The following is a 16225-nucleotide window of genomic DNA, read 5'->3' on the forward strand; positions in this document are numbered from 1 at the left end:
ACTGCCTGTCATGAGATCAGCTATTATAATATTGATATTACTGCCGTTGTTGTTATGGCAAACCGGCTGTATGAAAGATGTAAATCCCAGCGATGCACTAACAACAGAAACGATCACCGGTTCACCGGAAGGCCTGAAGAATGCCGTGAACGGGGCTTATTCCCTGCTGAAAGATCACGTGCCCTTTAATGGTACGACCGATGATAATAACATGTACCTGCGTCAGTATTTCCAGCTATCTGATTTTGCCAGCGATGATATTGTATGCGGACAAACAACAGAAGATCCGTTGTTTTATAGTTTCTCGCTGGATCATTCGCCGACGCAAACGAATACACGTTATTTCTGGTATATTTCTTACAAGATCATCAACGATGCTAACACGGTAATAGAAGCCGTTGAGAAGTTGTCTAACCCTGATGCCACTACGCAGCAATTGCTGGGAGAGTGTTACTTTATGCGTGCCTTCAGTCATTTTAACCTGGTGAAGTTGTTTGCCATGCCGTATACATTAAATCCGGCTGCTCCTGGTGTTATATTACGTACTTCCACCAATGATCCGGCACAGAAGGCCAGGGCTTCCGTAGGGGAAGTGTATAAACAGATCATCGCAGATGCGAAGCGGGGAGCGGATTTAATGACGCAGGCAAGAGGAGCGCAGTATGCTTCCCGCGAAGCGGCATGGGCCTTGCTTTCCCGGGCTTACCTGTATGAAGGGGTGAACGACAGCACCACTTATTTTGCCAATAAAGTAATTGAGGGCGGCCGTTTTTCGCTGACGACGGCGGCTACTTATCCTGATTTGTTTGCCAAGGCGATTTCCGGTAGCGAAACTATTTTTTGTGTGGCCTTTAGTGCCGAGTCAGATGACTACGGCAAATTTGGTTCTATTGCCTCCATGATTTATTCTGATGGTAATTCCGGCTGGGGAGAGGAGTTTGCTTCTGCTTCCCTGAGAGATACCATGTCGGCTAATCCGGAAGATGTACGCTGGAAATATATTGTGCCTTTAAAGGATGACAATGGTGTATTACAGCAGAAGAATGGCATAGACATTTATTATATCTCCAAATTCTCCGGGCAGGATAGACGCCCTACGCTGAGTTCTCCGATTATGTTCCGGCTGGCGGAATTGTACCTGAACAGGGCAGAGGCGAATGCCAAAGCGGGTAACACCGGTGCCGCACTGGATGATGTGGATATGATCCGCAACAACCGTGGTTTGGCCAATGCGTTGTATCACCGGCAATTGCCTGCCGGTAAATCAGCGCTGGATATTGTATTAAAGGAAAGAAGGCTGGAGCTGGCATTTGAAGGCCACCGGAGTTATGACCTCTATCGGAATAAAAGACCGATGAACAGAACTTACTGGGGCTATCATTTACCCGGACTGAAACAGTCGGATATCAACCCGGCTAAGAATCCTTCCGGTTATCCTAACATGCTGATACAGCCGGATAATTCCAAGATCATCTATTACATCCCGATTGATGAAGTAGAAACGAATAAACTGTGCATCCAGAATCCTTAAAACTCCCTGAACATGCAAAAGCAACTGCTATATATATTATTGCTGCTCTGTGCAGCATCCGCCTGTAAGAAAGATGATGTGAAACCTGCACCAGTGGTCGTATACACCATTGACGTAGATGGTAATAAGGTAACGTTTAATAATACCACTACCGGCGCTACGTCCTGGAAATGGGATTTTGGTGACGGTACCACTGCTACTGATCAAAGCCCGGTGCATACCTATAAAGGTAAAGGCAAGTATGTACCTACCCTGTATGCTACTTCGGGAGATGGAGTGACCGCCGAAGGGTCAACGGTAATAAGGATCTCCAAAACATCGCCGGTGAAACTGACGGATAACAGTCTGGCTGATTGGGATACTATCAGCCAGAGCATGATGGTGGCTGGTCCGAAAGGAGGGGTATTTAAAAAGGCCAAATTTGATTATGATGGACAGTACGTATACTTCTATGGGGAGATGACGGGTAAGCAATCGGATGGGGTGATCTTCGATGTTTATATCGACAGCGATAATAATGCAGGTACCGGCTATCTGACGTCACTTTTCACTGGCGGAGCATATGATGTGTTGCTGGAAGGACAGTGGTTATTGAAGGCGCCGGCTATACCTATGGCGATGTATTATCATAGCGGGGCACAAGCCGGGTTCAACTTTGATCCGCAATCCGGCACTGATTTCTTTACAATAGGTACGGTATCGGAGGCTGGTGGAGTACTTCGTTTTGAAGGAAAACTGGACCGGTCAAAAATAAAAGGATTTACGGGTACGGCTATACGATTGGGCATGGTGGCCACTACCAGCGATTGGGGAACACAGTTGGGCACTATTCCTGACGAAGGCGCTCCATCTTTTTTATTAAATATGCCGGAATAATTATTAATTTAAGCCTACAATCAGGACAATGAACAGTACAACCAATGTCAACCAACGACTGATTTCCCTGGATGTGATGCGTGGAATTATCATGATTCTCCTGGCCGGAGAAAGTGCCCGCATATATGAGTCGATAGCGCAGTTGCATCCCGCCGGCATAGCCGGTATTTTGACAGAACAGTTTTTTCATCATCCCTGGAATGGCCTGAGGGCCTGGGATCTGGTACAGCCGGCGTTTATGACCATGGCTGGATCTGCCATGTACATCTCTTATTATTATAAAACACAAAAGGGCGTTACCTGGTCACAAAACTTCCGGCATATTGCAATTCGTTGTTTAAAGTTGTTTATATTTGGTACTGCCCTCCATTGCGTATATGCAGGAAGGTTAGTATGGGAGCTATGGAATGTGCTTACACAACTATCCGTTACTACCCTCATTGCTTACCTGATCATACGCCGTTCCTATGGTTTCCAGCTGGGGGTAAGTCTGTTATTATTACTGGCCACCGACCTGCTTTATCGTTTTATACTGGTACCTGGTTATGAACAGCCATTTGTGCAGGATCATAATTTTGGATCTTTTATGGATATGGTGCTGATGGGGAAATTAAATGATGGCGGCGGTTGGGTCACCATTAATTTTTTACCTACTGCGGCGCATACCATATGGGGAGTACTGGCGGGGAAGTTACTCATCAGCAGCCGGTCATCTGCCGGGAAAATTAAAATACTGCTGGTAGCCGGAGTAATAGGACTAATTGCCGGTTTTGGGCTGGATTGGACGGGTATCACCCCTATTATTAAACGAATAGCCACTTCGTCTTTTACACTGGCGTCAGGAGGCTGGGTGATGTTATTACTGGCATTGCTGTACTGGATCATAGATGTAAAGCAAAATGTGCGGTATGCCTGGTTGGCCACGGTAGTAGGGATGAACGCTATTTTTATTTACCTCTTTTTCGAAACAGTAGGTGTACAATGGGTCAATGGAGCCACTGGTATTTTTGTAAAAGGCTTCACCGGAATGGTGGGGGTACCGGAAAGTATACAGGAAATCATTTCCGCCTTTGCTGCGCTTGCACTGGAATGGGGACTGTGCTACTGGTTATATAAGAAAAAAATCTTCTTTAAGTTATAAGCTGTCTACTGAAACCCCTGTGAAAAAAAGCTCCGGCATACTTTGCCGGGGCTTTTACTTTTTTTAACATACCCTTATGTTTTTACAATTTTATTATTTACCTTGATTTCAATTTAGAAGTCATTTAGCCAAAATCTTTAGTAACAGCAGTTGAACAATGGAAGAAGTAGATTTCTTCCAATATCATTTATAATCATCAGAATCGGTAACCAGCTGTCTGCATACAGCAATAAGAATAGTTATGTGTTTATGTCACCTGTAAAGTATTATCACTAATAAGGCTGTCTTGTTAAATGAATCATCCTTCAGACATAGAATTGGTTGAACGGTTAAAGGACGGAGATGCCACCGCGTACGATGCTTTATTTATGAAGTATCATAAGCTGCTTTGTGTGAATGCTTATTGGTTCCTRCGCAATGAAGCGGAAGCAAATGATCTTGTACAAACTTTCTTCCTGGATATTTGGGACAGAAAGTTATATCTTCAATTCAATGGTGATATCAAAGGATACCTGCATCAGGCAATTAAAAACCGTTGTCTGACACTGCTGAAAAAGCAAAAGGCGGAACGGCAGAAACAGGCTGCATTTTCCCAGTTGCAGGAAGAAACTTGTATAGGCATCCCGGAGACTTCACCAGATTATTATAAACAGGTATTGACGACTATAAATGATATGGCCATCCAAAAAAGATCGGCTATAGAAATGGTGTATATACAGGGTAAGCGATATCAGGAAGCGGCAGATGAGATGGGCATCAGTATCAATTCTTTCAAAACTCATTTAAAGCGGGGGCTGAAAGTGTTACGTCATGCAATCATTAATAAAGGGTATTAGCCCGCGTTTTTTGTTAACAATCATGGAAGTAGCAGCGGAAAAAATATTTGAATTATATATAGAACGTTTGTCGGGTACACTCTCTGCAGAAGAGGAAAGCTATGTGCAGCAGCAACTGCAACAGGATCCTGCATTTAAAGCTCAGTGGGATTTGCTGGTGAAGGAAGATGAAAGCATAAATGCCAGCGGCTACGTGCAACGTATTAGTTCAGATGCCATGCTGAATGCCATCAGGGAACAAAGAAAAGATCCTGTATCCACCAAAGTAGTGACGCTGAAAAAAATAATGATTGCTGCAGCAGTGACGCTGTTACTGGGTAGCAGTATTCTTGTCTTTTTTACTCGTTATAAAACTACCCGGGTATACTATTCTGCTGCCGCCGTGCAGCAGCAACAAAAAAAGCCGGTGCGACTACTGACGAGCCATGGAGAAGCTATTGAGCTGAGTAAAGATAGCGGCACCAAAACAATCGCTTTAAATAATGCCACGCTGAATACCAGCAACGGCGCTTTACAATATACCTCTTCAGATACCGTACAAAATACACTGGATGTACCTGCGGGAGAAAGTTATAAATTAACCCTGTCCGATGGCACAGAGGTATGGCTGAATGCCGCTACCCGTTTACGTTTCCCTTTCCGTTTCGGGAAGTCTTCAAGGGAAGTATATGTAGCAGGAGAAGCTTATTTTAATGTAGCAAAGGATGCACAGCGTCCTTTTATCGTGCATACTGCATTGAACAGTGTGCAGGTATTGGGTACTGCTTTTAATATTAATACTTATCAGGCCGGCACTGTGAAAACTTCGCTGGTATCAGGTAGCGTGATCGCCCATGGCAAGGGAACGGAAAAACAAACCCTGCAACCTGGTGTACAAGCCGACTACGGCACAGATAAAGGATTTACCACCAGTCATTTCGATGAAGAAGAGGTATTGTCCTGGCGCAACGGGGTATACTACTATCACCGGATGCCACTGGTTTCGCTTATACAGGAAGCCGCCCGTTTCTATGGGATGCACTTCGTCATGGATAAAGATAAATTTGCCGGCAAATCCGTTACAGGATTGATGGACCGGAATAGGTTAGATGATTTTTTATCTGATCTTAAAACCACTGCGCATGTCGACTATCAATTGTCCGGCAGTGAAATTATTCTGAAGTAAATATTCTCCATATAACTCCATAAGATTGTCACCCGTTTTTCCGAAAACGAGTAGTTATACTGAAAAGCATTCGTGCATGTAAGTATGCTGTTTTCCCGTATACTTTGTAAAAACAGAGATGGGCTTTTCAACTGTTGTTCTCAATTCGTATTTCCTCACCCGTAAATCTAAAATTGAACGAACATGAAAAAGTTCATTGTACTTCCTGTGCTATTCCTGATGATAGGATGGCAGTCTGTTAACACCGTAAAAGCGGCTGCCAGTGACCGCAGTCGCCACCTGCAACCAGCTGCTGTACGGCATTTTAGTCCATCTGCTAAAGTAGCCAGCATCGTGTTTAATCCGTATCCGGCATTAAGCCTGGTGGTGACCATGAACTGGGTATCTGTTTTCACCGGTGATGTGCAGGTACAGTTCCAGTCGGATACCAAAACAGCTTATTATTACGGCTCGCATACCGTTACGTTTTACGGATTGCCTGTACAGCCGGGAGTAGAGCAAAGAATTACCAGTGAAGGTAACTGGTACACCAAGTTTATCTGGCCAGGTTCAGGTACTGCCGTGAACATCACCTACGAAGGGTATACTTATTAAAAAAAAAGTCCACTCTGCCTGTCACCCGTTTTTGCAAAATCGATGTAGTTCTATTGATAAGCATTTGTAAATGCCATTTGCTGTATAATCGTTTTAACTTGTAAACAATTCCCGAATGAGAAAAAGTATACGCCACTGCCAACTGGCTATGCGAAGAGTGGTACGCTTACTGGTGCTATGCGGCCTTGTATGTACTTCATTTTTCACTGTGCAGGCACAAACTCCAACGCCTTCATTACAGTCTATTGTTACTGTTACAGGAAATGATGTATCGCTGCTGCAGGTATTCCGTGCCATTAAAAAGCAAACTGGTCTCACGCTGGTGTACAGCAATCAGTTGCTGAATGATGGGGAAAAAATTTCACTCAATTTTCAACAAGCCAAACTGGATGATGTACTGAACTTTATCTTCAAAAGTAAAAACATCAGCTATGTTGTACAGCGGAACCGCATTGTATTGGATAAGAAAGCAGCGCCGCAGGAATCTGTTTCTGCAGCACCAGCTTCTGCTCCAACGGAAAAACAGGCAGAGTGGCTTATCCGGGGACTTGTAATGGACGCCGATGGTAATCCCTTACCCGGCGCCACTATTTCCGTAAAAGATTCAAAGAAAGGCACCGTTACCGATGTAATGGGTGTTTTTTCCATTAATGCCACCAAAGATGATGTCCTGAAAATTGCGATGATGGGTATGAAGCCGGAAGAAGTTCGGGTGAGTAGCCAGAAAACACTGAAAATCAGTTTGGCTGCGAAAGTAGATGAGCTGAATGAAGTAGTGGTAGTGGGATTCGGCGCGCAGAAAAAGGTAACGGTTACGGGTTCCGTGGCGTCTGTAAACATGGCGGATATGAAAACACCGGTTCGTTCTTTAACGAATGCACTGGTGGGAAAAGTAGCCGGTGTGATTTCCATGCAGAGCGGGGGTGGCGAACCAGGCTACGACAATCCTAACTTTACCATTCGTGGGATCGGAAGTTTTACAGGTAGCACCTCTCCGCTGGTTATTGTAGACGGGGTGCAAAGAGAAGATGTAAACAGCACCTATGGTGGGGCTTTTAATAATATTGATCCCGAAGATATTCAGAGCATTTCCCTGTTGAAAGATGCATCTGCTACAGCGGTATATGGCGCCAAAGGCGCTAATGGTGTACTGATCATTACTACCAAAAGAGGTGTTGCTGGTAAACCCAAAGTATCCGCTAAAGCAGAAACTGGTCTCAGTGGTTTAACGCAATTACCTAAGATGCTGGATGGAGTTACCTATATGAAGCTGTATAATGAAGCGCAGGTGAATATGGGGAATAAAGCAACTTATTCTGATGAAGTAATCAGGAAAACAGAAAGCGGACTGGATCCTTATTTGTATCCGAATGTAGACTGGCTCAATACAATTTACAAGAAATGGGCATCCATGACCAATGCCAATGTAAACGTCAGCGGTGGTGGAGAAGCCATGCGTTATTATGTTTCCATGTCCTTTTACAACCAGGATGGTCAATATAATGTATCTAAAGAAAAATATAATCCCAACCTTAATTTTAAGAGATACGATTTCAGAAGCAATGTAGATCTGAATGTCACCAAAACAACCGTTCTTTCCCTCAACCTTGCTTCGATGCTGGTGAACAGCCGCTATCCCGGCAACTCTGCCGGCGCCATCTGGTACTCTGCCTATGGCACTAATCCTATTTCATTCCCTGTTCAATACCCCGGTAATAAATGGGCTGGTCCCAGAAATAATGGAGGTACCAATCCCTTTAACCTGGTACAAAATTCCGGATATGCCACAGAGTTCAGACCTTCTGTGCAATCCGTGTTAAGTCTTAATCAAAAACTGGATGCTATTACACCTGGCTTGAGTGCCAACGGAAAATTTTCTTTTGATACCTATGGTGAATTTGATAACCGCCGGAGTGGAGCAAATGATCTCTGGTATGCCGATAGAAGGAACGAAGATGGTAGCCTGAATTTTGAGCGTACCCGTACAGGCGATACCTATCTCTATTATAGTTCCTCCTCTCAGGGAGAACGCATGATGTACCTGGAAGGTACCGTTAATTACGATCGTAGCTTTGGTAAACATAACATAGGTGCGCTGGTGGTAGGAGCACTCCGGAACAGGTTAATAGGATCTGCCGATAATCTGAAAAGATCCATTCCTTTCCGCAGTCAGAATGCTGCGGCCAGGGTTACTTATTCGTATATGGATAAATATCTGGCGGAAGTGAATATGGGTGCTACCGGTTCTGAAAATTTTGAGAAAGGAAAAAGATGGGGATATTTCCCGGCAGCATCCATAGGATGGGTCATTTCAAAGGAAGATTTTTTCCAGCCATTGACCAAAACAATCAGTCTGCTTAAGATCAGAGGCTCTTATGGTATGACAGGTAATGACCTGATTGGAAATGGAAATGGAGCCGACCGTTTTGGTTATCTGACCTATCTGGAAGGTGCTAACGGCACCTCTTTTGGTGGTTCTGGCACTCCTACTTATTATGGCGGTATCGCCGCTACTGTAATTGGTACACAGAATCTTACCTGGGAAAAATCAGCTAAAACAAATATTGGCCTGGAACTGGGATTCTGGAATAAACTGAATGTGGTGGTGGATGCGTTCCGCGATAAAAGAACTTCCATCCTGGTGCAACGTAGCTCTATTTCGTCTATTGGTGGTTATAGTGGCATTAATATCTATGGTAACCTTGGGGAACTGGAAAATAAAGGTATCGATGGAAGTGTAGAGTATTCCGATCGCATCGGCAAAGACATTACTTTCCGCGTATTTGGTAACATTACCTACGCTAAAAACAAGATCCTGTATGCCGACAGGCCTAAAGCGATCTTCCCTTATCAACAGCTGGAAGGCCATAGCTTTGGTGAGTTTTACGGGTATCAGAGCCTGGGATTGTTTGTAGATCAAACGGATGTAGATAAAAGTCCTACGCAAACAAGAAAGGTATATCCTGGTGATATAAAGTATGCTGATTTAAGCGGTGATGGAAAAATAGATGCTAACGATCAAACTTATCTTGGCAAGTCATACTTCCCGGTATGGTCATATGGTTATGGATTTAATGTAGGATATAAAAACTTTGAGTTGTCCGCTGTTTTCGCCGGTGTGGCGGATGTAAGCATCATGGCAAACGGAGCAGATATATCCCATGACCAGGACGGTGCGGCTGGTGTAGGTGTGGTACCTTTTGCAGGGATGGGTCAGTATCCGGCTAACGGCATTACAGACATGCTGAACAGGTGGACACCTGATAATCCGAGCCAGAATGTGCATTATCCAAGATTAACACAGGCAAGTACCAGCGACAATAACTATGTAAACAGTACTTGGTGGATGAAAAACGGCAGTTTTATGCGTCTCAGACAGGCCTCCCTCAGCTACTCTTTTATTACGCCTCAGATGAAGCGCAGAGGTATCAGCAGCTTGCAGGTGTATGGTGCAGCTACCAACCTCCTCACTTTCACGAAGTTTAAATTATGGGATCCTGAACTGGGTAATAACTCAGCCAAGTATCCTTATCCGAAAACAGTGACCATTGGCGTGAGAGCGCAATTCTAATCAAGCAAAAAAGATCATGTTATGACCAGATATAAATACCTGTTTCTCTTCTTTTGTGGTATTATCTCCATTAGCCTGGTATCCTGCAGCAAATACCTGGATAAGAAACCGGATAACCTGTTAACAGAAGACCAGATTTGGCAAACAAAAGCTAACGCAGAAGCCTATCTGAATAATATTTACACCGGCCTGCGTGGTCCGGATGGTGGCGATTGGGCTACCCTTGGCTTTTCGGACGAATCCTCATGCGCCATTCCTACCGTTGCTGTAAGAAACATGGTATCGGGCAACTGGGATCCCTCTAATTCACCCTGGGATAACTGGGGGACGCAGTATTCCTTCATTCGGAAGACTTTCATCTTTGAGCAGAATATTGATAAGGTACCGGAAATACAGCTAAGCCAGGATTTAAAAAAGCAGTACAAAGCAGAAAACTATTTTCTGCGCGGTTATTTTTATTGGTTGCTGCTAAGAAAATATGGCCCCTATGTAATTGTACCCGGTCTGCTGGGACAGGATGAAGATTACAGTAAATTTTCCCGTGCACCTTTCGATGCCTGTGTGACCAATATCAATAGCCTGATGGATCAATCTGCAGCAGGATTGCCTTCTGCGTGGAGTTCTTCTGGTAACCTCGGCAGAATCACCAAAGGCGCCTGCATGGCCATTAAAGAGAAAGCAGCGCAACTGGCCGCCAGTCCTTTATGGAATGGTAATCCTGATTTCAGCAACTTCAAAAATCTGGATGGAACTGCACTGGCACCAGTTTCAGCAGATCCCAATAAATGGAGGATTGCCGCGAAAGCAGCAAAAGATATCATCGACTCGTCACGTTATAAACTGTATACCGCCACGGATAAAAATGGTAATGTGGATCCCTACCTTTCCGTTCGTGACCTGTTCCTTACGTCCTGGAATGATGAAATCATCCTGGCCAGTCTCGACTGGAGCCGCTGGGGATTCACCAAATGTGCCTCTCCCGGACCAGGTGGTTATAACATGTATAATGCTACACAGAACGTGGTAGACGCTTTTTCCATGGATAACGGCCGTACCATTGATGATCCGGCTTCGGGATATGTGGAAACAGGATTTTCACCTGACAATGGTACGCATGACTGGGATTACAAGCAGGGAGACTGGAACATGTATGTGAAAAGAGAGCCGCGGTTCTATGCCTACATCGCTTATAACGGACGTCCGGTATTACCAGCAGTAACAGTAGATGACAAAAACTATTACTCTTCCACCAACAATATAAATGGTACAGGCAGACAAGAGTTTTACTATACCGGTAAATCCGGGCAGAGAGCGATGGCGAGCAGCAATATTACCGGCTACCTGCCACTGAAAAGAATTAGTCCGAATGATAATATCCGCCTTGATAACACCGCATACCGCGGGCCGTATATCCTTATCCGTTATGCAGAAGTATTGCTGGATTATGTGGAAGCATTGAATGAGTACGATCCTGGCAATGCTGACATCGTGACTTACCTGAACATGGTAAGGAAAAGAGCCAGACTACCCGGCATAGAAGACGTTTATCCCGGCGCTTTAGGCAATAAAGACCAGATGCGGAAAATTATCCTGAGAGAAAGACAGGTAGAGCTGTGCTTCGAAAGTGATCGCACGTTTACACTGCTGCGGAGGAAAATGCTCGGCAATCCTGAAAACCAGGTGATCTATGGCATGGATGTAAATGCCAATGACAATGACCTTGGATTTTCTTTCACCGGTTATTATAAGCGCACTGTTTTCCAGAGAAGGGTTTGGAATAACAAAATGTACCTGTTTCCGATCACCCAGGGTGACCTGGAAAGAGACAGATCATTAATGCAGAACCCGGGCTGGTAATCTTTTATTTATTCAATCTTAATTAACTGCTATGATCAGGTCACTGAATTCATATATATTGACGGGTTGTTTTTTGATGACAGCGGTATTGGCCGGTTGTAAAAAAGACAATGATTTAAAACACACCACAGGTTCACCCATTTCAGTGGCTGACTTCATTCCGGCACAGGGCGGAGCCACCACCGAAATATTAATTACGGGTAATAATTTTTCTACAGATACTTCGGAAATAAGTGTCACCATCAATGGTAAACGATGCGCTATTGTGGGCGCTAATACCAAACAAATTATGGTAGTGGTGCCAAAGCGTTGTGGCTCCGGTAAAGTGGTAGTGAAAATTGGAAATGACACGGTGACCAGCGACAGTACTTTCCGGTACATCTTTACCAGAACAGTTACTACGCTGGCTGGTAATGGTAAAGCAGGTTATGCAGATGGCGCAGGAACAGATGCGATGTTTGCATTTAATAAAGAAGGTTGGTACAGAATGATGGGGATGGCAACAGACGATAACGGAAACGTATACGTGGCCGATCCGGGTAATGCCTGCATCCGTAAAATCGATAGTGTAGGCAACGTGAGTGTGCTGGCTGGCTTTCCGGGCAGCACGGGTACTGACGATGGAAAAGGACCGACAGCACGTTTTGGGATTCCATACGGGGTAGCTACTGATGCCGCAGGAAATGTATATGTAGCGGATCCGGGAAGAGCTATTCGTAAAATTACACCGGATGGGACTACCACCACACTGGGAAATGCCATTGCAGAAGCGTGGAATATAGCGGTAGATAAAACAACCGGGAAAGTATACTATTCCAGTGTTGGTGCAGGAAACGTCATCGAAATGAAGCCGGATGGCAGCAGCCAGGAGATTATCAGTGGCATTAATAATCCTGGTGGTATGAATTTCGATAAAGCGGGTAATCTTTACGTATCCGCCTACGGAGATCAAACCATTCTTCAGTTTAAAGCAGGTACCTGGGCTCGTAGTGTGATTGCTGGCGCCACCGGAGTTCCTGGCTTTGTAAATGGTATTGGCTCAGCGGCACGGTTTGCCAATCCATGGGGCGTAGCAGTTGATGGCAGTGGGAATATTTATGTAGCAGGCAACGGTAGTTATGGTGCTAATGTGGATGAAAGTATCCGTTTTATCTCCGCTAATACCTGGGATGTAATTACCTATGCCGGTAACGGCAAAGCTGGTTTTGCAGATGCTATCGGAGAAGCCGCCTCTTTCAATGCACCTATGGGTGTGGCGGTGGATAAAAAAGGTATCGTGTATGTGTTGGATAAGAATAATAACAGGGTAAGAAAGATAGTTACAGAATAATAATCTAAATGCGAACCCGGGGCGGCAATACATCGTATTGCCGCCTTATACTTTAATAACTATGTTAAACAGGAACATGTATATTTTCTTATTGGCATTCCTTGCAGGTGCTTGTAGTAAAGGCAGTACAACCGAACCCGTTGTAACTGCAAAAACACATACCTATTATGTGTCTGTTACCGGTAATGATGCCGCAAATGGCGCTATCGGTACACCCATGCGTAGTATCAACAGCGCTTTAACAAAGGCGATCCCGGGCGACAGCGTTATTGTGAGAGCAGGTAATTATTACGAAAAAGTATCTTTCCCCAAAGCGGGCCGGCTCGAAAAACTAATTACATTAAAAGCATACGCCGGTGAAAAAGCTGTTATTGATGGCACAGGACTGACAGTTTCCGGTCAGGAAGCCCTCGTTACCATCAGTAACGTCAGCTACGTAGTGCTGGAGGGTTTTGATATCTGTAACCTAAAGAGCAGCGTATCCTGGGCAAGCGTAAATGGGATCACCGCCAACGCAGGATCAGGCAATATCATTATCCGTAAAAATAAAATTTATAACATCGAACATAATGTGGATCCTTCTCAGGGGAGAAGTGGTCATGGCATAGAAATCATTGGCAATACCCCTGACGTGATGAAGAATATCCTGGTAGAAGATAATATCATCCATGATACCAAAACGGGCTACAGCGAGAACCTTACCATCAACGGATATGTAGATGGCTTTACCATCCGCAGAAATACCATCTACAATACAGAAAATATCGGTATTGATGCAGCAGGTGGTTATGCCGCCAACACCAACCCTGCTTTTAATTACGCCCGCAACGGTGTGATCAGCGACAATGAATTGTATAACATTGATATGACGCGTGGTCCTGTAGGCGGTACCCACGGACATGGCGCCATTGCTATTTATGTAGACGGAGCCAGGAATATTACCGTAGAGAGAAATCGCATACATGAAGCCGATCGCGGTATTGGGATTGTAAGCGAAAACGATGCCTACCCTACCAGCAACTGCATTGTCAGAAATAACTTTGTGTTTAACTGCTGGCGCACCGGTATTTATCTGGGTGGTTACCTGGGCTACACTTCCGGTGGTACCCGTAACTGCTATGTGGTGAACAACACGCTGCTGTTTAATAATAAAGAAGTGGGCGCCTTTGGTGAAATTGAAGGAGAGATCAGGTTGACAGAATCATGCTTTGACAATGTGATCAAAAATAATATCGTATATGCGAGACCGGTAGATATATTTATACATAAGTATACCAACACCGGTTCCGGCAATGTGATAGACAATAACCTTTTTTATACCACCGGCACACCGCAATGGATCTGGGGAAGTACGAAAGACAATGTGATTACAGATTTTGCAGCGTGGAAAGCAGCTTCCGGTGCAGATGCCAGTTCCGTATATGGCGCAGATCCTTTGCTGATCAGTACTACGTTACCTGATCTGCATATTTCCGCAAATTCCCCTGCGAAAAATACAGGGGTGGTGATTTCGGCAGAAGTGAATGGGAGCCTGGATATAGACGGCAAAGCCCGGATTGTAAATAATCAGATCAGTAAGGGGGCACAACAATAATAAATCCCCTTTTTACGTGATTGTTATTGATAGGTTCTTTGCGTAGATTCAATTAACCATAATCTGTACAATCATGAAAAAGAAAATCACTTCAAAACTGAAGCTCACAAAAATCACGGTGGCAAGTTTGAGCAAAGCACCGCAGGAAACAGATAAACAGCGCACCTTGCCAACAACGCGGTTTATCAGCTGCGGAGAAACTTTTTGGGTATGCTAATAGCCGGTTACCCAATGGCTCAAGTTTTGTTTTAGTCATTGAACCCGCTACTACGGCGGGTTCATTTATTTAAGCCTTTTCTGTTATTTCATACACCGGGTAATCATCCGCTGTTTAAGTGGAGAAACCGGCTATTCTGTTGTGCCTGATTTTTTATGCAGACGGGAAATTGCTGCGGGTAAACTGCAGCTGGTTGAAGCAAATGGCTGTAACAAATATTATTTTCCGCTTAGATCATTTGCTTCAATGGCTTTTTGCTTTCTGCCTTTTGCTTTCTGCTATATTCAGTAGGTGTAAGGCCGGTAATCTTTTTAAAATACTGGTTGAAAGAAGATTTGGCTTTAAAGCCGCAATCATAGGCCAGTGTCAGCATATTTACCGGCAATGCTTTTTCATTCATAAACCGGATCTGTTCTGTGGCCCGCTGTATACGCCATTCATTGATGTACTGATAAAATGATTTGCACGCATAGCTGTTCAACGCTTCAGAGATATGGTATTTGCTGATACCCGCACCCTGTGCCAGCTTATCCAGGCTCAGTTCTGCGTCTGTAAATATTTTTGTTTTATGGAGATGTGCTTCCAGCGTTTGCAGGATGTGCTGATGTTCGGTGGCAGTGAGTAGTGTTTTGCGGATAACAGCTATTTCAGCTATTACGGGGATCTCCGCCACAACTGTTTCTTTTACAGGTGACGTACCCATGATCCCTACATATTTGTAGCGGATAATAACGAGACAAATTACTAACAGCAAGGAATACACGATGTCTCTGCAAATAATAATATGCTGAACGTTAATGATATTAGCTGATTGCCCCAGCTTAAATACCAGTGAAATGGCGCTAATACTCATCAGCAGGTAACTGATGCTGTTGATCAGCTTTTTCTCCTGAGGCTTGTCACCCAGGTATTTCCGGCTGATACGGATCGCCAGCGCCGAAAAAAGAAAGCCCATCAGCAGGATCGTCCAGGTAGTAGATTCATTGTAAAAGTACAGTACTGCATGCCCTGCGGCTGCCGACCAGGCCAGCACACACATCACTGTCAGATAGCCTATTGCGCCCCCAATAAATGGAAGGAATACATACCAGTGAGAAGCCGGAATAAAGCTGGCATCCTGCTGCCGCCGTGCATATAAATACAATAACGGTCCATAGCAAAAGCCAATGAATGTATTCATTTGTGTTCGCACATGGTCATCTTCCACAAAGGAGTAAATAAAGAATTTAATCGCCAGATGTGCAGCAATACTACATAGGAGCAGTATCAGCAAAAAATCTGCTTTGCTCCGCAATTTGCTGCTGCATAATAACGCAACAGCAGTAAGTGCCTGAAATGCCCCGATAGCAATTACATAAATCATAGCCTGGATATGCCCCCAAAGTAGAAAAGCAATATTACCGGAATGTTAAACCATGCATTTTGCCATACCCATACGCTATTTGGTAATGATTTGGTAACACATGTTAATACATTGGTTTTCAACGAAAGTTGGTACGTTTAAGCGGATAAA

The 16225-nt window shown here is 44.4% G+C and carries 12 protein-coding genes; 11 read left to right on the forward strand and 1 reads right to left on the reverse strand.

Annotated elements, in window-relative coordinates:
• Positions 1 to 10 precede the first annotated feature (10 nt).
• From AC1DP6_RS06130 to AC1DP6_RS06180, 11 genes are all read left to right on the forward strand, one after another.
• Positions 11 to 1531 carry a RagB/SusD family nutrient uptake outer membrane protein gene (locus AC1DP6_RS06130; protein ID WP_477054032.1) on the forward strand — a complete coding sequence of 507 codons (1521 nt, stop codon included), beginning with the start codon at positions 11 to 13 and terminating at the stop codon, positions 1529 to 1531.
• A gap of 12 nt (positions 1532 to 1543) precedes the next feature.
• Positions 1544 to 2407, forward strand: coding sequence for a PKD domain-containing protein (locus tag AC1DP6_RS06135; RefSeq protein ID WP_477054033.1), 864 nt, complete (start codon positions 1544 to 1546; stop codon positions 2405 to 2407).
• Between the two features lie 28 nt (positions 2408 to 2435).
• On the forward strand, positions 2436 to 3548 hold the full coding sequence (locus tag AC1DP6_RS06140) for an acyltransferase family protein (RefSeq protein ID WP_477054034.1): 1113 nt from the start codon (positions 2436 to 2438) through the stop codon (positions 3546 to 3548).
• Positions 3549 to 3841: 293 nt separating this feature from the next.
• Entirely contained in the window at positions 3842 to 4384 is a 543-nt protein-coding gene (locus AC1DP6_RS06145; RefSeq protein WP_477054035.1) for an RNA polymerase sigma factor, read from the forward strand.
• A complete protein-coding gene (locus AC1DP6_RS06150) occupies positions 4359 to 5549 on the forward strand; it encodes a FecR domain-containing protein (protein ID WP_477054036.1) in 1191 nt (396 codons plus the stop codon). The genes AC1DP6_RS06145 and AC1DP6_RS06150 overlap by 26 nt, the downstream gene beginning before the upstream one ends.
• 183 nt (positions 5550 to 5732) lie before the next feature.
• A complete protein-coding gene (locus AC1DP6_RS06155; RefSeq protein WP_477054037.1) occupies positions 5733 to 6143 on the forward strand; it encodes a hypothetical protein in 411 nt (136 codons plus the stop codon).
• Between the two features lie 115 nt (positions 6144 to 6258).
• The gene (locus AC1DP6_RS06160) at positions 6259 to 9714 is read left to right on the forward strand and encodes a TonB-dependent receptor (protein WP_477054038.1); all 3456 of its coding nucleotides are present in this window, start codon (positions 6259 to 6261) and stop codon (positions 9712 to 9714) included.
• A 21-nt stretch (positions 9715 to 9735) separates the two neighbouring features.
• Positions 9736 to 11571 (forward strand): RagB/SusD family nutrient uptake outer membrane protein, encoded by a 1836-nt coding sequence (locus AC1DP6_RS06165; RefSeq protein WP_477054039.1) that lies wholly within the window; start codon positions 9736 to 9738, stop codon positions 11569 to 11571.
• A gap of 31 nt (positions 11572 to 11602) precedes the next feature.
• Complete coding sequence (locus AC1DP6_RS06170; RefSeq protein WP_477054040.1) at positions 11603 to 12901, forward strand: IPT/TIG domain-containing protein; 1299 nt, start codon at positions 11603 to 11605, stop codon at positions 12899 to 12901.
• Between the two features lie 76 nt (positions 12902 to 12977).
• Complete coding sequence (locus AC1DP6_RS06175) at positions 12978 to 14495, forward strand: right-handed parallel beta-helix repeat-containing protein (RefSeq protein WP_477054041.1); 1518 nt, start codon at positions 12978 to 12980, stop codon at positions 14493 to 14495.
• A 73-nt stretch (positions 14496 to 14568) separates the two neighbouring features.
• Positions 14569 to 14712: a hypothetical protein gene (locus AC1DP6_RS06180; RefSeq protein WP_477054042.1), complete on the forward strand. Its 144-nt coding sequence runs from the start codon at positions 14569 to 14571 to the stop codon at positions 14710 to 14712.
• Between the two features lie 229 nt (positions 14713 to 14941).
• Here the strand turns inward: AC1DP6_RS06180 and AC1DP6_RS06185 are convergent, their stop codons facing one another.
• Positions 14942 to 16075, reverse strand: a complete 1134-nt coding sequence (locus tag AC1DP6_RS06185; protein ID WP_477054043.1) for a helix-turn-helix domain-containing protein — start codon at positions 16073 to 16075, stop codon at positions 14942 to 14944.
• Between the last annotated feature and the right edge of the window lie 150 nt (positions 16076 to 16225).

This window comes from Chitinophaga sp. 01L420 (genome assembly GCF_056399985.1).

Bases quoted from the DNA above. Each gene is read 5' to 3' on its own strand.
- AC1DP6_RS06130 (WP_477054032.1), top strand. From the start codon at position 11: ATGAGATCAGCTATTATAATATTGATATTACTGCCGTTGTTGTTATGG.
- AC1DP6_RS06135 (WP_477054033.1), top strand. From the start codon at position 1,544: ATGCAAAAGCAACTGCTATATATATTATTGCTGCTCTGTGCAGCATCC.
- AC1DP6_RS06140 (WP_477054034.1), top strand. From the start codon at position 2,436: ATGAACAGTACAACCAATGTCAACCAACGACTGATTTCCCTGGATGTG.
- AC1DP6_RS06150 (WP_477054036.1), top strand. From the start codon at position 4,359: ATGCAATCATTAATAAAGGGTATTAGCCCGCGTTTTTTGTTAACAATC.
- AC1DP6_RS06155 (WP_477054037.1), top strand. From the start codon at position 5,733: ATGAAAAAGTTCATTGTACTTCCTGTGCTATTCCTGATGATAGGATGG.
- AC1DP6_RS06160 (WP_477054038.1), top strand. From the start codon at position 6,259: ATGAGAAAAAGTATACGCCACTGCCAACTGGCTATGCGAAGAGTGGTA.
- AC1DP6_RS06165 (WP_477054039.1), top strand. From the start codon at position 9,736: ATGACCAGATATAAATACCTGTTTCTCTTCTTTTGTGGTATTATCTCC.
- AC1DP6_RS06170 (WP_477054040.1), top strand. From the start codon at position 11,603: ATGATCAGGTCACTGAATTCATATATATTGACGGGTTGTTTTTTGATG.
- AC1DP6_RS06175 (WP_477054041.1), top strand. From the start codon at position 12,978: ATGTATATTTTCTTATTGGCATTCCTTGCAGGTGCTTGTAGTAAAGGC.
- AC1DP6_RS06180 (WP_477054042.1), top strand. From the start codon at position 14,569: ATGAAAAAGAAAATCACTTCAAAACTGAAGCTCACAAAAATCACGGTG.
- AC1DP6_RS06185 (WP_477054043.1), bottom strand. From the start codon at position 16,075: ATGATTTATGTAATTGCTATCGGGGCATTTCAGGCACTTACTGCTGTT.